Raw genomic sequence first — 19,650 nt, 5'->3', positions numbered from 1 at the left:
CCGAGTACATCGACAGGAAATTCGAGGTGACCCGGCGTGGCTCTTCCTCCCCTTACCCCTGAGCAGCGCGCCGCAGCCCTAGAGAAGGCTGCCAAGGCCCGCCGAGAGCGTGCCGAGGTTAAGAACCGCCTGAAGCACGGCGCTATCTCTCTGGCTGAGGTGCTCAAAGACGGGCAGGCTGACGACGTCATCGGCAAGATGAAGGTGTCGGCTCTTCTGGAGTCGCTCCCCGGCGTGGGCAAGGTCCGCGCCAAGCAGCTGATGGAGCGGCTTGGCATCGCAGAGTCCCGCCGCGTGCGGGGCCTGGGAGCCAACCAGCGGGCGTCCCTTGAGCGTGAGTTCGGCGGGGCCGAGGGCTAGTCTCGGTCCGGTACGGACACGCTCATCCGCGCCTGGCGCGGGAACGGCATCACGGGGGGTTGTGGAGTTGACCGGAACATCGTGGTCCGACGGGAGTCGGGCTCCGGGGAAGACCGCTGAGAGCGGGTCCGGCGGCTCCGTGTCCCCGGTCGAAGGTCCGGAGGGGGCTGGAGCCTTCCCCGGGCCGACCGGCAACCGCCTGACGGTCCTCTCAGGGCCGTCAGGCGTTGGCAAGTCCACGGTCGTCGCCGAGCTTCGGCGGGCACACCCCCAGGTGTGGCTGTCGGTCTCGGTGACCACCAGGAGGCCCCGGCCGGGTGAGACCCACGGGGTCGAGTACTTCTTCGTCGACGACGCGGAGTTCGACCGCCTGGCCGCCTCGGGCGAGCTGCTCGAATGGGCGGAGTTCGCGGGCAACCGGTACGGCACGCCGCGCGGCCCCGTGCTCGCCAAGCTCGCGGCCGGGGTGCCCACACTCCTGGAGATCGACCTGCAGGGGGCCCGTCAGGTCCGGGCGAGCATGCCGGAGGCCCTGCTTGTCTTCCTCGCCCCGCCGAGCTGGCAGGAGCTGGAGAAGCGCCTGCGGGGCAGGGGCACCGAGCCCGAGGACGTCATCGCCCGCCGCCTGGCCGCGGGCCGGATCGAGATGGCCGCGGAGCAGGAGTTCGATCTCTCCCTGGTGAACACGTCCGTCCAGGAGGTATGCCACAGGCTGATAGCCTTGTTGGCTGATGCTCCCGAGGCTTCGAGCCCCGGACGTTCACCTAACTAGGGGAAAACACAACGTGGCAACGAACGCGGCCTACTCCGAAGGCATCACCAACCCGTCGATCGACGCCCTGCTGGAGATCGTCGACAGCAAGTACAGTCTGGTGATCTTCGGTTCGAAGCGCGCCCGTCAGATCAACGCCTACTACTCCCAGCTCGGCGAGGGCCTGCTGGAGTACGTCGGGCCGCTCGTGGAGACCCACGCCCAGGAGAAGCCGCTGTCCATCGCGCTGCGCGAGGTCAGTGAGGGTCTGCTGACCTCAGAGCCGATCGAGGGCTAGTCCCGCCGATGCGGACGCCTGGCGAGGGCGAGACCGCCCTCCCCTCCTCCCTCGCGGAACCATCCCGGACGGAGCCCGTCCCGGCGGAGCAGGCGGTCCCCGGCCCGCGCCGCCGACCGGCCGTCGTCCTGGGGGTCGGCGGCGGCATCGCCGCCTACAAGGCCTGTGAGCTGCTGCGCCTGTTCACCGAGTCGGGCCACGACGTGCGCGTCGTGCCCACCAGGCAGGCCCTGCGCTTCGTCGGCGAGCCCACCTGGGCCGCCCTGTCCGGAAACCCCGTCGCCGCCGACGTCTGGGAGTCGGTGCACGAGGTGCCCCACGTCAGGATCGGCCAGGGCGCCGACCTGGTCGTCGTCGCGCCCGCGACCGCGGACCTGCTGGCCAGGGCCGCCCACGGGCTGGCCGACGACCTGCTGACCAACACGCTGCTCACCGCGCGCTGCCCGGTCGTCCTCGCGCCCGCGATGCACACCGAGATGTGGGAGCACCCCGCCACCCGCGCGAACGTGGCGACCCTCCGCGAGCGCGGCACGCTCGTCGTCGAGCCCGCCGTCGGCCGCCTCACCGGCGCCGACACGGGCAGGGGACGGCTGCCCGACCCCGTGGAGATCTTCGAGTTCTGCCGGGGCGTGCTCGCGGGCAGGCCCGCCGACCTCGCGGGCCGCAGGCTGGTGGTCTCGGCGGGGGGCACCCGCGAGGCCATCGACCCGGTCCGCTTCCTGGGCAACCGCTCCTCCGGCCTGCAGGGCTACGCGCTGGCCCGTACGGCCCTGGCCCGCGGCGCGGAGGTCACCCTGGTCGCCGCCAACGTCACACTGCCCGATCCGGCGGGGGCGACGGTCGTCCGGGTCGAGTCGGCGCTCGAACTGCGCGAGGCCGTGCTGAAGGCGGCCGAGGAGGCCGACGCCGTGGTCATGGCCGCCGCCGTCGCCGACTTCAGGCCCGCGCGGCGGAACGAGTCGAAGGTCAAGAAGACCTCGGCCGATCCCGACCCTATCCATTTGGTGAAAAATCCGGACATCCTTGCTGAGCTGGGTGAGCGCCGGAGGCAGGGGGAGGGGCCGAGCCCGCGGGTCATCGTGGGGTTCGCGGCCGAGACCGACGACGTGCTCGCCAACGGGCAGGCCAAGCTCGCCCGCAAGGGCTGTGACCTGCTGGTCGTCAACCAGGTCGGGGAGAATCTCGCCTTCGGGACACCTGACAACGCGGCGGTCGTGCTGGCCTCGGAGGGCGGCCGGGTCGAGATTCCGCGCGGCCCCAAGGAGGCCCTGGCCGACGTGGTCTGGGACCTCGTCGCCGAACGCCTGGCCTGACTCCCTTGCCGGAGATCGGCCGGCGGCGGATACTGCGTCCGGAGCGACCTGGAACGTCACGCCCGGAGGGTTCCCGACCATGCCGGTCTCCGCTGCCGTCAGGGCGCGCTGCCGCGCCCTGCTTCCGCCGGGGGAGGACATCAGTTACGTCCTGCCCGCCCTCTCCGTGAGCTCGCCGGGGACGGCGGCCTTCCTCATCGTGGTCACCGACCGGTCGATCCTGGTGATGTCCACCAAGTTCTTCGACCACGGCATGCCCAGTTCGGTCTACGCGACGCACGCGCGCCGTACCCGGCTCGGCCCGGTCGAGTTCTCCTCGAGCGCGGCCATCGAGTTCGGCGGGATGGTCTTCGAGATCGACGAGGAGTACGCGGCGGTGGTGTGCGCCGCGGACGCCGAGGTCTTCGCGCCGGAGACGCTGCCCGCCGACCCCCTGCCCGACCTCTGAACCCTGCTCTCCGGTCGCCGTCCGTAGCGTGATATCCCGGTAAATGGGTTGGTTTAGTGTGATTTTGGGCTGGTTGGACGGCAAGGCGTCAGGATTCGGGCACGCCGGATTCAGGGTGATTTCGCGGCGCCGTACCTGGTGGGGCTAGAATTCGGCGAGCGCTTCGGGTGCCGTGTGCCCCGAAGTCCCAGACGCCAGCAGCCGCTGCATGAGGAGCCACTGACTTGTCCCGTCGCCTGTTCACCTCCGAGTCGGTCACCGAGGGCCACCCGGACAAGATCGCCGACCAGATCAGTGACGCGATTCTCGACGCCATGCTCAAGGGAGACCCCCGGAGCCGTGTCGCGGTCGAGACGCTGATCACCACCGGTCAGGTCCACGTCGCCGGAGAGGTGACGACGGAGACCTACGTCGACATCCCCGGTCTCATCCGGGCGAAGATCCTCGAAATCGGTTACGACGCCTCGCACAAGGGCTTCGACGGCGCCTCCTGTGGCGTCTCGGTGTCCATCGGCGCGCAGTCGCCCGACATCGCCCAGGGCGTCGACGCCGCCTACGAGGCCCGTGAGGGCGAGGGCTCCGACGAGCTCGACCGCCAGGGCGCGGGCGACCAGGGCCTGATGTTCGGCTACGCCTCGCGTGAGACCCCCGAGCTGATGCCGTTGCCGATCCAGCTGGCCCACCGCCTGGCCGAGCGCCTGTCGGAGGTCCGTAAGAACGGCACCGTCCCCTACCTCCGCCCCGACGGCAAGACCCAGGTCACCATCGAGTACGACGGCGACAAGCCGGTCCGCCTCGACACCGTGGTCGTCTCCACCCAGCACGCGGCCGAGATCGACCTCAAGGAGATGCTCGCCCCGGACATCAAGGAGCACGTGGTCGATCCGGTGCTCGCCGGTCTTGAGATCGAGACCGAGGGCTACCGGCTGCTGGTCAACCCCACCGGCCGTTTCGAGATCGGCGGCCCGATGGGCGACGCCGGTCTGACCGGCCGCAAGATCATCGTCGACACCTACGGCGGCATGGCCCGTCACGGCGGCGGCGCCTTCTCCGGCAAGGACCCGTCCAAGGTCGACCGCTCGGCCGCCTACGCCATGCGCTGGGTCGCCAAGAACATAGTGGCCGCGGAGCTGGCGGACCGCGCCGAGGTCCAGGTCGCCTACGCCATCGGCAAGGCGCACCCGGTCGGCGTGTTCGTCGAGACCTTCGGCACCGAGAAGGTCCCGGTCGAGAAGATCCAGGAGGCCGTGCTCAGCGTCTTCGACCTGCGCCCGGCCGCGATCATCCGCGACCTCGACCTGCTCCGCCCGATCTACTCGGCGACCTCCGCCTACGGTCACTTCGGTCGTCCCGAGTTCTCCTGGGAGGCCACCGACCGCGCCGACGCCCTGCGCAAGGCCGCCGGTCTCTGACCCCGCAGGCACGGCCCCCGCGAGCATCCCTCGCGGGGGCCGTGCCGTTTTTCCCGGCCTTCTCCCCGTGTGGTCCTGACCGTGTCCGGCTCCGCGTGCGGGGCCGGAGGCGTGGCGGTGACCGGCTGCGTCCCGCCTTTCACGGGTCAAGAGCGCACATATGGAGCCTGACCACCAACTGTGTCCCCTGAACCGTCCAATTCTGTGTAACTTCTCTTTTGGAGATCTTGGGGGAGAGACGTGATCAGGCGGTTTGGGACAGGCGAACTGCCCATGGAGGCGACAAGCTTCGTGGGCCGCAAGGAAGAGCTTCGTCAGGTCAGGCGTCTGCTCCAGGTCTCCAGGCTGGTCACCGTCACCGGGGTCGCCGGCATCGGCAAGACCCGGGTGGCGGTCAGGGCGGCCTCCGAGGTGCTCGCGACCTTCGCCGACGGCGTCAAGTTCGTCGAACTGGCCGGGGTGAGCGACCCCGACCGTCTCGAACAGGCCGTGGCGTACGCCCTCGAACTGGTCGACCTGTCCGTGAGGCCGGACACCGAGGTCCTGGTCGAGCACCTCCGCGACCGGCAGATGCTCCTGGTCCTCGACACCTGCGAGCACCTCGTGGACGCCTGCGCCCGGTTGGCCCAGACCCTCCTGGAGAGCAGCCCCAACCTGCGCATCCTGGCCACCAGCAGGCAGTCGCTCGGAGTGCCCGGCGAGCACATCGTCGCCCTGCCGCCGATGGCCCTGCCGGGGCCGCGCGCCATGAAGTCGGTCGGCGCGCTCTCCCGGTGCGAGTCGGTCACGCTGTTCCTCGAACGTGTCGCCGCCGTCAAGCCGGACTACGCCCTCACCGGGGAGAACGCCGAGGAGATCGCGGAGATCTGCACCAAGCTCGACGGGATCCCGCTGGCCATCGAACTGGTCGCCGTCCGGATGCGCGCCTTCACCCTCGGCCGGGTCCGCGACCTGCTGGACGACCGGCTCTGGCTGCTGTCCGGCCGGGTGACGGCCAGCAGGCACCCGACGGTCGGCGCGACCGTCGACTGGAGCCACGACCTGTGCACCCCCGACGAACGGCTGCTGTGGTCGCGGCTGCCGGTCTTCGTCTCCGACTTCGACGCCGCGGCGGCGGAGGGGGTCTGCGCCGACGAGGCGCTGCCCGCGGAACGGATCCTGCCCACCCTGCTGGGCCTGGTGGACAAGTCGATCGTGATCCCGGTCAAACGCGAGGAGGGCACGGCCTACCGGCTTCTGGACATCATCAGGGAGTACGGCGCGGCCAGGCTGGCCGAGACCGGGGACGAGGGATGGCTGCGCCGCAGGCACCTGCGCTACCACTTCGAGCTGGCGCTCAGGGGCAAGGAGTCGGGCCGGCACGGCGACCAGGTCGAGTCGTGGAGCCGGGTCCGCAGGCAGTGGCCCAACATCCGCGCCGCCCTGGACCTGTGCGTCCAGGACCCCGAACTGCGTGAGACGGGCCTGATGATGGCCGCGGGCCTGTGGTACCTCTGGGTGGCCTGCGGGATGCTCAGGGAGGGCCGCGACCAGCTCGAAAGGCTGCTCGCCCAGCCCATGCCGGGCAGTCAGGCCTGGTCGTGGGGGCTGCTCACCCTCGTCTACATCGCCAACGCCAGAGGCGACCTGGACGAGGCGCGGCTGCTGCTGGAACGGTGCAGGGCGCACAGTCCGCCGGGGACGCCGGGCGCCGAGCTGGTCGAGCTGGTCCAGCTCAAGATGAACGGCACACTGGCCTCGGTCGAGGGCGACCCCCGGGCCGCGGAGGACATGCTCGGCACGGTGATCGAACGGCTTCGCCCCAACCGGGAGCTGCCCGAGGTGCTCCTGCCCGCGATGGTCGAGCTGGGCACCTGCCTGGTGCTCGGCGGCGAGCCCGAGGCGGCGGGCCGGATCCTGCTCGAATGCCGCGAGCTGTGCGACGAGCTGGGAGAGGTCTGGGCGAACGCGCACGCCGACTACGTCCTCGGCCTGGTGGCGCGGACGGAGGGCGACGCCGCCAGGGCGGTCGGGCACGCCCGCGACTCCCTGCGGGTCAAGACACGCTTCTCCGACACCATGGGCGTCGTCTCCTGTCTGGAGCTGCTGGCCTGCGCCGCGGCCGACGAGGGCGACCTGGCCAGGGCAGGGCGGCTGTTCGCCGCGGCGCGCGCGGAACGGCTCGACAAGGGGCTGATCGAGCAGGGCTATCCGGTGGTGATCGAGGAGAGCGCCCGCTGCGCCCAGCGTGTCGCCGCGGAGCTGCCTCGAAGGGAGGCCGAGCAGGCGGTCAGGGAGGGGGCCGCGCTCGGCTCGGAACGGGCGATCGCCTACGCGCTCGGCGAGGACGTGGCCACGGGGCCCGCCGTACGGGACTCCCGCTGGGCGCCGCTGACCCGCAGGGAGCGCGAGGTCGCGGAACTGGTCGCCGAGGGGCTGACCAACCGGCAGATCGCCCACCGGCTGGTGGTCGTCCAGCGCACGGTCGACTCCCACGTCGAGCACATCCTCGCCAAGCTCGGTTTCTCCGCGCGCACCCAGATCGCGGCCTGGGCGATCAGGCAGCGCAGGGGACACGTGTGAGGTCCGGCCGCACGGACGGCTGACCGGACATCAAGTACAGGTGGGCATGAAGTGTCCGCGTGTACAGGTATGCCTTGAGAGCCGGCGATTTTGCTGGACGTGAATGTTCTGGTCGGCGTGAATTTTTTGCCGTAGACGGATGTTCCAGAAGAGCACGGCCGATTCGGCGCCAAGGGCGTTCGCCTTTCGCCGGGCACGGCACCAAGCGGAAGCGGAGGATGAACATGGTGCGGGGGCCGGGAAACCTGCCGGTTGACCTGTCCAGTTTCGTGGGACGGGCGGAGGAGCTGGCCGAGGGCCTGCGCCACCTCACAGAGGCCAGGATCATGACCGTCACAGGACCCGCGGGCGTCGGCAAGACCCGTACGGCCCTGCGCCTGGCCGCCAGGCTGCGCCGCCGCTTCCCGGGCGGGACCTGGCGGGCCGAACTGTCCGGTACCGCCGACCCGGTGACCACACTGGCCGAGGCGCTCGAACTGCCCCGGACGTCGTCCGCCAGGGAGATCGGGGCCGCCCTGCGCGAACGGCGCCCGCTCGTCGTCCTCGACACCTGCGAGCACATTCCCGGTGAGGTCGCCGCGCTGACGGAGGACCTGCTGGCCGAGGCGCCCAGGGCCGCGATCGTCGTCACCGGGCGCAGGCCGCTCGGCCTGCCGGGGGAGCGGGTGCTGCAGCTCGCGCCGTTACCGCTCACCTCGGCCGTGCGACTGTTCGAGGACCGGGCGATGGCGGTCGACCCCCGGTTCGCGCTGACGCCGGCCACGGCGCCGATCGTGGCGGAGATCTGCGGCAGGCTCGACGGGCTGCCGCTGGCGATCGAGCTGGCCGCGACCCTGGTGCGGTCCATGCTGGCCAGGGACCTGCTTGAGGAGCTCAGGCACCGTTTCACCCTGCTGACCGGGGTCAGCAGGACCGTGCTGCCGCGCCACCGTGACCTGCGGGCGGCCGTCATGTGGAGCTACGACCTCTGCGACGCCGAGCAGCGCGAGCTGTGGGCCCTGCTGTCGGCCCTGCCGGGCTCCTTCGGCCTGGCGGACGCGCGCGCGGCGTGCCGGGGACACCTCCCCGGGGAACGGGTGGCCCCCGTCCTGGCGAAGCTGGTCGAGGGGTCCGTCGTACTCCGCGAACCAGGCGAGAGGTACCGGATGCTGGAGGCCTACAGAAGGGTCGGCCTCGAACCCTCGGGAAGCCCGTGGCGGCCCGCCGTACAGCGTCCGCTGCGGGGCGGGGGACGGCTGCCCTCCCCCCGGCAGCCGGGCGGGACGGCCAGGCCCGCGGGCACACTGAGCGCCAGGGAGCTCCAGGTGGCCAAACTGATCACCGAGGGACTCTCGAACCCGGAGATCGCCGTACGGCTTGACATCGCCAAACGCACCGTGGACGCCCACGTCCGCAACATTCTCGCCAAGGGCGGCCTCGCCTCCCGCACCCAGGTCGCCGCCTGGGTCGCGGAAAGCGATTATCAGTCCTCGACATAGGCACATCGCCCGATGCGGAAGGGGGGTGGTGGCGGTCATCATGGTGGTGGCCAGTGGGACACCGTGTGCTCCAGCGTTCCGCAGCGTCGGGTGGTCTTGAGGGAGGGGTCCCCTTCCACCTGAAGTATGTTGGGGTTTTCCCTGTGTCGGGCGTGACCCACTGGCCGAACCCCTCCCACGTCTGGCGGGACGGTCCCCGCGCATCTGGTAGGACAAGTGGGTGACCCACACCAGCCTCCCCGCGGACGACGGCGCCCTGCTTCCGCTCGACGCCGTGCGTCGCGGGCCCGTCCCCGCCGCCAGGTCCGCCAGGGGGGTGCCGGAGCCGGCCGCGACGCTGCCGGTCGCACGGGTCGTCGTGGACACGCCGTTGCCGCACCTGGACCGGCCGTTCGACTATCTCGTGCCCGCGTCCATGGACGCCGAGGCGGTCCCGGGCGCGCGGGTCAGGGTCAGGTTCGCGGGCAAGCTCGTGGACGGCTTCCTGCTCGAACGGGCCGAGGACACCGAGCACGAGGGCGGACTGGCCAGGCTTGAGCGGGTCGTCTCGCCGGAGCCGGTGCTCGCCCCGGAGATCGCCCTGCTGGCCAGGATCGTGGCCGACCGCTACGCGGGGACCATGGCCGACGTGCTCAGGCTCGCCGTCCCGCCCCGCCACGCCAGAGTCGAGGCCGAGCCGCAACCCCAGCGGGAACCGGCAGAGAAGCCGTCCGGGGAGAAGACCGGCGGAGACCTGGGGCCGTGGGCCGGCTATCCGGAGGGGGCGGCCTTCCTCACGGCCCTGGCCCAGGGCCGCTCACCCCGCGCGGTGTGGAGCGCGCTGCCCGGGACGGGACGGGACGGCCTCGAATGGCCGAGGGCGGTCGCGGTCGCCGTGCGGGAGACCCTCCGGGGGGACAGGGGCGCCCTCGTCGTCCTCCCCGACGGCAAGGACGTCGCGCTGGCCGACGCCGCGCTCGGCGCGGTCCTGGACCCCGGGACGCACGTCGCGCTCACCTCGGACCTGGGCCCCGCGGAGCGCTACCGGCGCTGGCTGCGTGTCCGCAGGGGCCACGTGCGCGTCGTCGTGGGCACCAGGGCGGCCGTCTTCGCGCCGGTCAGGGATCTGGGCCTGGTGGTGATCTGGGACGACGGCGACGATCTGCACGCCGAACGGCTCGCGCCTTATCCGCACGCCAGGGAGGTCCTCGCGCTGCGCGCCCACCACGGCAGGGCGGGACTGCTCATCGGTGGCCACGCCCGTACGGCCGAGGCCACCAGGCTCGTCGCCACCGGCTGGGCCGGTGCCATCGTCGCGGACCGGGAGACGATCAGGGCCAGGGCGCCCAGGGTCCGCCCCGCGGGGGACGACGCGGAACTGGCCAGGGACGAGGCGGCGCGGGCGGCCAGGCTGCCCAGCCTCGCCTGGCGGGCGCTGCGCGCGGGCCTGGAGACGGGGCCGGTGCTGATCCAGGTCCCCCGGCGGGGATACCTGCCCGGCCTGGCCTGCCAGAGTTGCCGGACCACGGCCAGGTGCGGGCACTGCGGAGGGCCGCTCGCGCTGCGCGGGGGACACGCCATGCCGTACTGCCGCTGGTGCGGCCGGATCGCGGGACAGTGGCGCTGCCAGTCCTGCGGCGCGGCGCGGATGCGGGCGCAGGTGGTCGGCGCCCGCCGTACGGCCGAGGAACTCGGCAGGGCCTTTCCCTCGGTGCCGGTCAGGACCTCGGGCAGGGACGGGGTGCTCGCCGCGGTCGGTGACGCGCGTGCCCTGGTCGTGGCGACCCCGGGGGCCGAGCCCGTCGCGGAGGGCGGCTACGCGGCGGCGGTGCTGCTGGACGGCTGGGCCATGCTGGGCAGGCCCGACCTGCGGGCCGCCGAGGAGACGCTGCGCCGGTGGATGAACGCGGCCGCGCTGCTGCGGCCACGGGCGGAGCTGGTGGTGCTCGCCGACTCCTCGGTGCCCGCCGTGCAGGCGCTGCTGCGCTGGGACCCGGCCACCCACGCCGAACGTGAACTGGCCGACAGGACAGAACTCCGTTTTCCCCCGGCGGTAAGGATCGCCACCCTGACCGGGTCCCCCGGCGCGGTACGGGAAATGCTCGGCGACGTCGAACTGCCCGGGCAGGCGCAGGTGCTCGGGCCCGTCCCCCTCGACACGCCAAGGGGCGACCAGGTGCGGGAACGTGCCATGGTACGGGTCCCGCAGGCGGCGGGGGCGGCGCTGTCCGCGGCGCTGAAGGGGGCGGCGGGAGTACGCTCCGCCCGTAAGTCACCGGAGGTGGTCCGGGTGTGCATTGACCCCCTGGACGTCATTTGAGTTGTTTCCCCGATTCGCGGTGCTGACAGTAAGCCGTTAATTTTCCTCTGTGTCGATCGAATGGGTGAATCAGGCCGTAGACGATCTGCGCGCGTGGGGGCGTGCGCACGGCCTGGCCGTTGACGTGGACGAGGTACGTCTGCTCTGCGACTACGCGAGCGACTATCTGGACGTGAACGAGCTGGGCGACTTCACCCCGGGCACCTTCGAGGAACTGCTGCTCAACATCTACCCGCGGAAGGTCATCGCCCCGCCGGAGAGTGCCCCAGAGACCGTCGCCGCCGCCCGTACCCTGGTCGACTTCCTCCTCGCGACCGAGGAGATCGGCGGCAAGATGGCGACCAGAATGCGATCCGTACTGGACCGAATCGAACCGGAGATGCCGATCGCGCTCGCCGACACCTCCCGGTTCGGCATGGCCAAGAGCCTGTTCAGCGCGATGGGCGCCGAAGCCCTCGAACAGGGCTTCTCCCTCACCCCGGCCGAACGGCCCGCGGCCCAGGCCGTCCGGGAGGAGAGCGAGGACGGGCCGTGCGACTGCCCGGGATGCGCCCCCCTGCCCCCCGTACGGCTCGCCGCCCGCGAGGCACTGGCCGAGGCGGCGCTACGGGTCCCCATGGTGACCGACGCCCGGCGGCTGGTGCAGTGGATGCTCGCCGGAGGCCGCACTCCGACCGTCAAGGGGCGCCTCAGAGTCCGCGACGCCGCCGAGGCCACCGCCCAGCTCTCGGTCGCCGAACCCGCCCTGCTGTGGGACCTGGCGGTCTACGCGGGACTGGTCGAGATCGAGGGCACCGCCGTCTTCGACGCCGACGACCTCGACCCGCTCGACGTCTGGGCCTCGGTGGTCGAGTTCGTCGTGGAGAAGGAGACCGGCGGCGCCGTCACCGGCAATCCGGCCCTCGACGAGGAGCTCTACGGCCTGTGCGACGTGCTCTACCGGCTGCAGACGCCGATGCCGGTCCCGCTGCTGATGGAGTACGCCCAGGAGGCCGGGCTGACCGACGAGGCCGAACTCGACCCTGAGGAGGCCATCGGGCGCCTGGCCTACTGCGGCGTCGTCGAACCGGACCGGATGGAGCTCGCACTGACCCCGCAGGCCGTGTGGGCCCTGCGGGAGCTCTACACCGGGCTCGGCATCGACGCCCCCGAGGCCGCCGACCTGGCCGCCGTGGACGCCTCCGAACTCATCGAGGGACTGCTGTCCGGCATCCCCACGGAACTGGCCGAGGCCGAGATCGAGGAGTGGCTGCGGAGCAGAAGCGCGGCCGAGGCCGCGGCCGAGCTCCTCGGCGCCGTCACCGGCGCCCCCTCCGTCGCCAGGGGGATCGCCGTGACGATCGTCGACAGGCTCGGCCCCGAGGCAGAACGGGCGGTCAGAGGGCATCTGCAGGAGGCGGAGCTGCGCCCCCACGTCATCCACTGGCTGTCGGCGCGCGGCCTGCCCGCCCCGGCGCTCACCCAGGAGGAGGTCCTGTGGATGAGCGTGGACACCCTCGCCCTGGCCGTCTCCGCGGCCGAGGACGACCCCGAGACGTTCGCCGAGAACATGGCGGCGTCCGGTCCGCCCGCCCATATGATCGACGAGATGTGGCGGGTCGACCACCCGGACGTCGTGCAGGTCCTCGAACTGCTCGGCCGCTCCCTGCACGACCAGAACGTCGCCAAGGCCGCGCGCAAGGCCGCCTTCAAGGCCAGATCGCGCGCGATCGGCTAGCCGTACACCCGTGGGGCCTGAGTGCAGTAAGTTTCACGAGTGGCAAAGAGCGGGAACACGGGCAACGTCTTCGACCTCGGCGAGTTGCGCAGGCTCGTCGGCGAGCTCGGGGCGGCACCCGGAGAGCTGCGCGCGGCCGTGCTCGACGCGGTCGGCGCCACCGAGGCGGACGGCGACTGCGACTGCTCCGACTGCGGCACCGAGGTGCTGAGCTTCCCACCGGTCGAGCTGGCCGCCGACGGCGAGCTGGCCGAGGCCGTGCTGAGGGTCCCCCTGGTGCTGGACGCCCAGCGGCTGGCCGTCTGGACCGGCACCAGGCCGGTGACCCCGGAGGGCCTGCTGCCCGACCCCTTCCTGGCGTGCGCCGAGCTCGGCCTGCCCGGCCCGGCTCGGTTGCACCTGCTGTGGGTCGTCGCGGTCAACACCGGCATGCTCCGCATCTCCAGGGGCATGGCGACGGAGGGCCCGCTGGCGCTGTCGGCAGAGCTGCCGCACCGGGCGATGCTGGAGTTCTGGGACGGCGTGGTCATGGACGTGCTCGACCGGGCGGACGAGGGCCTCACGGGCTCCGCCGTGGTCGACGACCACCTGGCCGAGATGCTCGCCACGATGTACGCGGTGAGCGACGGCCTGTCCGCCGCCACCCTCGTCAAGGGCATCCTCCAGTCGCACGAGGTGGCCTGCCAGGCCCGCCCCGCCGAGATGCGGGCGCTGAGCGCCTCCCTGCCCGGCGAACTGGACGCCGCGCTGTCCCTGCTCGGCTACTGCGGTCTCATCGAGCCGTCCGAGACGGGCAGGCCGAGGCTGACCCCCCTGGGCGTCTGGGCCGTCCGCCAGGACCTCATCCGTGAGGGCCACGACGCGCCGACGGGGGCCGAGGTCGCCGTCTTCGCCGACCTGGGCGCAACCGAGCTGGTCGACGCCATCATCAAGCGCTCCGCGGCCCCCAGCGCCGTCACCGTCTGGCTTGAGTCCCGCACCCCGGAGACCGCCGCCCGCGAACTGGTCAGGGTCGCCGCCTCGGGTACGGCCGGCCAGCGCGGCACCGTCGGCACGATCCTCGAAGAGCTGGGCCCCGAGGCGGAGGCCCCCCTCAGGGAGGCGCTCCAGGAGCCGTCCCTGTGGCGTTACGCCGCCTCCTGGCTGCACATCCGCGACCTCCCGGCCCCGGCCCTCGCCCAGGAGGACCGCACCTGGAGCGCCGTCGACACGCTCGCCTCGCTGGCCCAGCTCGGCAGGACGGCCGAGGCGATCCGCGAGTTCGACGCGCTCGAACCCGGTGAGGACCTGGTCAGGCTGGCCGAGGAGATGGCCGCGGCCGACCACCCCGACACCATCGCCGTGCTCGACCTGCTGGGTGCCCGTCACCCGGACCCCACGGTCGCCAAGGCGGCCCGCAAGGCGGCGATGAAAACCCGCTCCCGTTAGTCCGGCGGCGCCCGAGGGGCGCCGCCGGACTAACGGGGTGCCTTTTTGCGCCGCCTTCGGCGTCGCGGGCTTGGGCGCTTCGAGCCGGCGCTTTCCCTCGTCGCTCATCCGCTTCGCTCCTGCGTTCCTCAGTCCAAGCACCGACGCGCCCAAGCCGGAACCCCTCACTCCCGGCACCGGTAAAGCACAAGATCAAACCCCTCACTCCCGGCACCGGGGCGTCGGAACCGACTCTGAACAGGACGGCCGACAACGTCCGAGAGCGAGGAGTCCAGCGTGGACTTACCGACACCGGGCGCGAGGGGTTGGCCTGTGCCTTACCGGTGCCGTGTGTGAGGAGTGTCCGGCTTGGGCGCCGTCGGCGCTTGGACTGAGGAACGCAGGAGCGAAGCGACGGAGTGACGGAGTGACGAGGGAAAGCGCCGACTCGGAGGCGCCCAAGCCCCGCGACGCCGTCAGGCGGAGCAAGGAGACACAGTGACGAGGGAAAGCACCGACTCGGAGGCGCCCAAGCCCGCGACGCCGCAAGGCGTCGCAAAGAGACACAGCGCCCGAGCCCGCGACGCCGAAGGCGGAGCAAGGAGACACAGATACACTGAGGCTTCCGAAAAGCACTGAGGAGATCCCTGTTGGCCATTCAGCCGATCCGTCTTTTCGGCGACCCGGTGTTGCGTACGCCGGCGGAGCCGGTGAAGGACTTCGACAAGGAGCTGCGCAGGCTCGTCAAGGACCTCACGGACACGATGATGGACGCGCCGGGGGCCGGGCTCGCGGCGCCGCAGATCGGGGTCGGCCTGCGGGTGTTCACCTACTACGTCGACAACCAGCTCGGTCATCTGATCAATCCCGACCTCGACCTGTCCGAGGAGAAGGACGAGGAGGGTGAGGAGGGCTGCCTGTCCTTCCCCGGTCTGTCGTTCCCGACCCCCAGGGCGATCAGGGCCGTGGCGACGGGGTTCAACATGCACGGTGACCCCGTCACGCTTGAGGGCACCGACCTCATGGCGCGCTGTTTCCAGCATGAGACCGACCACCTCGACGGGGTGCTCTTCATCGACCGGATGGACCTCAAGCAGCGCAAGCTCGCGATGAGGGAGATCCGCGCGGCCGAGTGGAGCGGTCTGTCCGCCCCCGCGTTCAAGTTCTCCCCGCACGCGACCCACGGGAAGGCTCTGTAGGAACCTTGCGTCTGGTCTTCGCCGGAACTCCGGAAACCGCCCTGCCCTCGTTGAGGGCCCTGCTCGACTCGCCGCGCCACGAGGTCGCCGCCGTCGTCACCCGCCCGGACGCCCAGTCGGGCCGGGGCCGCAAGCTTCAGCCGAGTCCGGTCGCCGAACTGGCGCAGGAGGCGGGGGTGGAGATCCTCAGACCGGTCAGGGCGGGGGACCCCGAGTTCCTCGACCGGCTGCGGCTGATCGCCCCCGACTGCTGTCCCGTCGTCGCCTACGGGGCTCTGCTGCCGCAGAGCGCCCTGGACATCCCGCCTCGCGGGTGGGTCAACCTCCACTTCTCGCTGCTGCCCGCCTGGCGGGGCGCCGCGCCCGTGCAGCACGCCGTACTGCACGGTGACGAGATCACCGGCGCGGCCACCTTCCAGATCGTCAGGGAGCTGGACGCGGGACCGGTCTACGGCGTGGTCACCGAGGAGGTCAGGCCCGCCGACACCAGCGGGGAGCTGCTGGCCAGGCTCGCCGAGTCGGGCGCCGGGCTGCTGGCCGCGACCCTCGACGGCATCGAGGACGGCACGCTGGAGGCGGTGCCCCAGCCCGCTGAGGGGGTGAGCCTCGCCCCGAAGATCACTGTGGACGACGCCAGGGTCGACTGGTCGGCGCCGGCCATGCGGGTCGACCGGCTGATCCGGGCCTGTTCCCCCGCTCCCGGCGCCTGGACGGAGTTCCGCGGCCTGCGGGTCAAGCTCGGCCCGGTGCGGCCCGCCCCCGGGGCGCCCTCGCTCGTCCCGGGGCGGATCGCGGCCTCGAAGAACACGGTGCTGGTCGGCACCGCGACGCACCCGGTCGAGCTGGGTGAGGTGCGGCCACAGGGCAAGCGCGCGATGAGCGCGGGGGAGTGGGCCCGCGGCGTGCGGCTCACCGAAGACGATCGGCTGGGCTAGGACATGAACGAGCGGGGGAGCGGTGGCCGCCGTGCGGCGGGCCACTCACGGGACGATCAGACCGCCTCTCGCGGCGGAGAGCGGCGGGGGGCGGGTCGTGGAAGCAGGCGCCCGCGCCCGCCGAAGCCGGTCCGTGACGAGGCCAGGAACGTCGCCTACGACCTGTTGCGCGCGGTGGACGAGCGGGACGCCTACGCCAACCTGCTGATGCCCGCCCTGCTGAGGGAGCGCCGCCTCTCCGGGCGTGACGCGGGCCTGGCGACCGAGCTGGCCTACGGGACGCTGCGCGGGCTGGGCACCTACGACGAGGTCATCGCCGCCTGCAGTGACCGTCCCCCCGAGGACCTCGATCCGCCGCTGCTCGACGCGATCCGGCTCGGTGTGCACCAGTTGCTCAAGACGCGTGTCCCGCCGCACGCCGCCGTCGGCACGACCGTCGACCTGGTGCGGCTGCGGGTGGGGACAGGCGCGTCGAAATACGCCAACGCGGTGCTCAGGAAGGTCGCGGGCCGTTCGCTCGACCAGTGGGTCCCGATCGTGGCTCCCGATCCCGGGCAGGATCCGGTCGGCCACCTGGCGGTCGCCCACAGCCACCCCCGGTGGATCGTCAACGCGCTGCGCGACGCCGTCGGCGGTGGTTTCGACGAGACCGCCGCCCTGCTGGCCGCCGATAACGAGCGTCCCCGCGTCACCCTGGTCGCCCGTCCCGGACGGGCCTCGGTCGAGGAGCTCCTGGCCTCGGGCGCCGAGCCCGGCGAGTACTCCCCGTACGCGGCCTACCTGAAGGAGGGTGATCCGGGCTCCATCCTGGCGGTGGCCGAGGGGCGCGCCGCCGTACAGGACGAGGCGAGTCAGCTGGTCGCGCTGGCGCTGACGCGGGTCCCGGTCGAGGGCGGGGACAGCCGCTGGTTCGACATGTGCGCCGGTCCCGGCGGGAAGGCGGGCCTGCTGGACGCGCTGGCCGTACGGGGCGGGGCGAGGCTGCTGGCGGCCGAGCTGCAGTATCACCGCGCCCGTCTGGTCAGGCAGGCCACCCGTCAGGCCGCGGTGGTCGCCGCGGACGGTACGGTGCCCGCCTGGCGGCCGGGTGTCTTCGACCGGGTCATGGTCGACGCGCCCTGCACCGGTCTCGGCGCGCTGCGCCGTCGCCCCGAGGCGCGCTGGCGCCGTGATCCCCGTAGCCTTCCCGAGCTGGGCGCGCTCCAGCGGGAGCTGCTCTCGCACGCCCTGGAGGCCGTCCGTCCCGGAGGGGTCGTCGCCTACGTGACCTGTTCGCCGCATCTGGCGGAGACGGTGGCCGTCGTGGGTGACGCGCTGCGCAGCCGTGCGGACGCCGAGGCGCTGGACGCCCGTGCCTTCCTGCCCGGCGTCGAGGGGCTGGGTGAGGGGCCGTACGCGCAGTTCTGGCCGCACCGCCACGGTACGGACGCGATGTTCCTCGCCCTGCTGCGCCGCCGGTAACGGGATTTGAACTCTTTGTGAAGATAGGTTAAGGAAGTCCGAATCTTGCCCCCACGTTGAGATGAATATCGGTTCTGCGGACAATGCAGGAAATCGCCGATGGGACGTGGGGATTTACTGATGTGTGGAATCTCCGGGTGGGTGGACTTCGAGCGTGACCTTGGGCCGTCCCGGGACGTCGCGCAGGCCATGACCGACACGATGGCCTGCCGGGGGCCCGACGACGAGGGGTTGTGGACGGCCCCGCACGTCGCGCTCGGCCACCGCAGGCTGGCCGTCATCGACGTCGAGGGCGGGCGTCAGCCGATGGTCGCCGACCAGGACGGTGAGCCGCTCGCCGTCCTGGTCTACAGCGGGGAGCTGTACGACTTTCCCGAGCTGCGCGCCGAGCTGGCCGCGCGGGGCCACCGCTTCCGCACCCGGAGCGACACCGAGGTCCTGCTGCGGGCCTACCTGGAGTGGGACGAGGACCTCCTCGACCGCCTGAACGGCATGTTCGCCTTCGCGATCTGGGACGTCCGGCGTCAGGAGCTGCTGCTGGCGCGCGACCGGATGGGCGTCAAGCCGCTGTACTACCACCCGACCCCCTCGGGGGTGCTGTTCGGTTCGGAGCCTAAGGCGATCCTCGCCAACCCGCTCGCCCAGCCCGCCGTGGTCGATCTCGACGGCCTGCGGGAGATCTACGCGTTCAGTAAGACGCCCGGACACGCCGTCTACCGGGGAATGCACGAGGTGCGGCCAGGCCAGGTGATCCGGGTGAGCCGTGCGGGCCTGAGCAGGCGGTTCTACTGGCGGCTTGAGGCCCGCGAGCACCCCCACGACCTCGGGACGACCGTACGGACGGTGCGCGGGATGCTGGAGGACGTCGTCGGGCGCCAGCTGGTCTCCGACGTGCCGCTGTGCACCCTGCTGTCCGGCGGCCTCGATTCGAGCACGGTCACCGCGCTGGCCATGGACCGGCTGCGGAAGGACGGCAAGGAGGGGGTCCGCTCCTTCTCCGTCGACTTCGCCGGCTACGACGAGAACTTCACCCCGGACGCGATTCGCTCGACCCCGGACACGCCGTACGTCCTCGACGTCGTCCGGCACGTCGGCTCCGACCACACCTCCATCGTCCTGGACCCGGCCGACCTCATGGACCCCGCCGCGCGCGCCGCCGTACTGCGGGCGCGCGATCTGCCGCTCGGGCTCGGCGACATGGACACCTCGCTCTACCTGCTGTTCAGGGCGATCAGGGAGCACTCGACGGTCGCGTTGTCCGGGGAGTCGGCCGACGAGGTCTTCGGCGGCTACCGCTGGTTCCACGAACCGGCCGCGGTCGGCGGCGACACCTTCCCGTGGCTGGCGATGCCGGGCGTCGAGCGGTTCAACGGGGTGGTCGGGATCCTCAGCGAGGAGCTGCTGCGGGAACTCGACCTGCCCGCCTACCGCGCCAGGCGCTACCGGGAGGCGCTCGACGAGGTGCCCAGGCTGCCGGGGGAGGGCGGGCTGGAGCGGCGGATGCGGGAGATCGGCTACCTGAACCTGACCCGCTTCGTGCAGAACCTCCTCGACCGCAAGGACCGGATGAGCATGGCCGTCGGCCTTGAGGTCCGGGTGCCGTTCTGCGACCACCGGCTGGTCGAGTACGTCTTCAACATCCCCTGGTCGATCAAGAGCTTCGACGGGCGCGAGAAGAGCGTGCTGCGCGCCGCGGCGGCGGACATCCTGCCCGGTTCGGTGCTCGAACGCCGAAAGAGTCCCTACCCCACGACCCAGGACCCCGCCTACGACCAGGCCCTCAGCAAGCAGGTCGCCGGGCTGCTCGACCGGGGTGGGGTCGCGGCCGCGCAGCTGGCCGACCTCGGCAGGGTGCGAGCCGTCCTCGACCGGCAGGAGGGGGAGGCGGACCTGGACGGCAGGGCGGCGCTGGACGGCTTCCTCGGGCTCAACGCCTGGCTTGAGGAGTACGACGTGCGGCTCAAACTCTGAGCGCGCGCGGGGGCTCCGCCCGCCCGGTGACCGGAGGGC

Annotated in this window: 15 protein-coding genes; all 15 read left to right on the top strand. The window is 71.8% G+C overall.

The features are described 5' to 3' along the window. Positions 1 to 36: 36 nt before the first annotated feature. The 15 genes from mihF to asnB all read left to right on the top strand — a co-directional run bounded on the left by mihF (position 37) and on the right by asnB (position 19,611). The gene (gene mihF, locus ACFOYY_RS13975; RefSeq protein ID WP_184714603.1) at positions 37 to 360 is read left to right on the top strand and encodes an integration host factor, actinobacterial type; all 324 of its coding nucleotides are present in this window, start codon (positions 37 to 39) and stop codon (positions 358 to 360) included. A 139-nt stretch (positions 361 to 499) separates the two neighbouring features. Then, on the top strand, positions 500 to 1,132 hold the full coding sequence (gene gmk / locus ACFOYY_RS13970; RefSeq protein WP_386189988.1) for a guanylate kinase: 633 nt from the start codon (positions 500 to 502) through the stop codon (positions 1,130 to 1,132). A gap of 13 nt (positions 1,133 to 1,145) precedes the next feature. Then, complete coding sequence (gene rpoZ, locus ACFOYY_RS13965) at positions 1,146 to 1,409, top strand: DNA-directed RNA polymerase subunit omega (protein ID WP_352008953.1); 264 nt, start codon at positions 1,146 to 1,148, stop codon at positions 1,407 to 1,409. A gap of 8 nt (positions 1,410 to 1,417) precedes the next feature. After that, a complete protein-coding gene (coaBC, locus tag ACFOYY_RS13960; protein WP_386189987.1) occupies positions 1,418 to 2,722 on the top strand; it encodes a bifunctional phosphopantothenoylcysteine decarboxylase/phosphopantothenate--cysteine ligase CoaBC in 1,305 nt (434 codons plus the stop codon). Positions 2,723 to 2,801: 79 nt separating this feature from the next. Then, positions 2,802 to 3,170: a hypothetical protein gene (locus ACFOYY_RS13955; protein ID WP_352008955.1), complete on the top strand. Its 369-nt coding sequence runs from the start codon at positions 2,802 to 2,804 to the stop codon at positions 3,168 to 3,170. Between the two features lie 224 nt (positions 3,171 to 3,394). Further along, entirely contained in the window at positions 3,395 to 4,582 is a 1,188-nt protein-coding gene (metK, locus tag ACFOYY_RS13950) for a methionine adenosyltransferase (protein WP_352008956.1), read from the top strand. Positions 4,583 to 4,822: 240 nt separating this feature from the next. Further along, positions 4,823 to 7,144: an ATP-binding protein gene (locus ACFOYY_RS13945; RefSeq protein WP_386189986.1), complete on the top strand. Its 2,322-nt coding sequence runs from the start codon at positions 4,823 to 4,825 to the stop codon at positions 7,142 to 7,144. Positions 7,145 to 7,362: 218 nt separating this feature from the next. Further along, a complete protein-coding gene (locus ACFOYY_RS13940) occupies positions 7,363 to 8,622 on the top strand; it encodes a helix-turn-helix transcriptional regulator (protein ID WP_386189985.1) in 1,260 nt (419 codons plus the stop codon). Positions 8,623 to 8,842: 220 nt separating this feature from the next. After that, on the top strand, positions 8,843 to 10,921 hold the full coding sequence (locus tag ACFOYY_RS13935; RefSeq protein ID WP_386189984.1) for a primosomal protein N': 2,079 nt from the start codon (positions 8,843 to 8,845) through the stop codon (positions 10,919 to 10,921). Positions 10,922 to 10,970: 49 nt separating this feature from the next. Beyond that, a complete protein-coding gene (locus ACFOYY_RS13930) occupies positions 10,971 to 12,638 on the top strand; it encodes a hypothetical protein (protein WP_352008959.1) in 1,668 nt (555 codons plus the stop codon). A gap of 39 nt (positions 12,639 to 12,677) precedes the next feature. Further along, positions 12,678 to 14,066 (top strand): hypothetical protein, encoded by a 1,389-nt coding sequence (locus tag ACFOYY_RS13925; protein ID WP_386189983.1) that lies wholly within the window; start codon positions 12,678 to 12,680, stop codon positions 14,064 to 14,066. Between the two features lie 629 nt (positions 14,067 to 14,695). Beyond that, positions 14,696 to 15,244: a peptide deformylase gene (gene def, locus ACFOYY_RS13920; RefSeq protein ID WP_352008961.1), complete on the top strand. Its 549-nt coding sequence runs from the start codon at positions 14,696 to 14,698 to the stop codon at positions 15,242 to 15,244. A gap of 5 nt (positions 15,245 to 15,249) precedes the next feature. Continuing rightward, positions 15,250 to 16,179, top strand: a complete 930-nt coding sequence (fmt, locus tag ACFOYY_RS13915) for a methionyl-tRNA formyltransferase (RefSeq protein ID WP_386189982.1) — start codon at positions 15,250 to 15,252, stop codon at positions 16,177 to 16,179. A gap of 3 nt (positions 16,180 to 16,182) precedes the next feature. After that, the gene (locus ACFOYY_RS13910; protein WP_362778603.1) at positions 16,183 to 17,640 is read left to right on the top strand and encodes an RsmB/NOP family class I SAM-dependent RNA methyltransferase; all 1,458 of its coding nucleotides are present in this window, start codon (positions 16,183 to 16,185) and stop codon (positions 17,638 to 17,640) included. A 120-nt stretch (positions 17,641 to 17,760) separates the two neighbouring features. Beyond that, complete coding sequence (gene asnB / locus ACFOYY_RS13905) at positions 17,761 to 19,611, top strand: asparagine synthase (glutamine-hydrolyzing) (protein WP_386189981.1); 1,851 nt, start codon at positions 17,761 to 17,763, stop codon at positions 19,609 to 19,611. The last annotated feature ends 39 nt before the right edge of the window (positions 19,612 to 19,650 follow it).

Source organism: Streptosporangium jomthongense (assembly GCF_042650425.1).
Lineage (GTDB): Bacteria > Actinomycetota > Actinomycetes > Streptosporangiales > Streptosporangiaceae > Streptosporangium.
The sequence above is the reverse complement of the archived record's forward strand: the minus strand, read 5'-3'. Positions and strand labels throughout refer to the sequence as shown.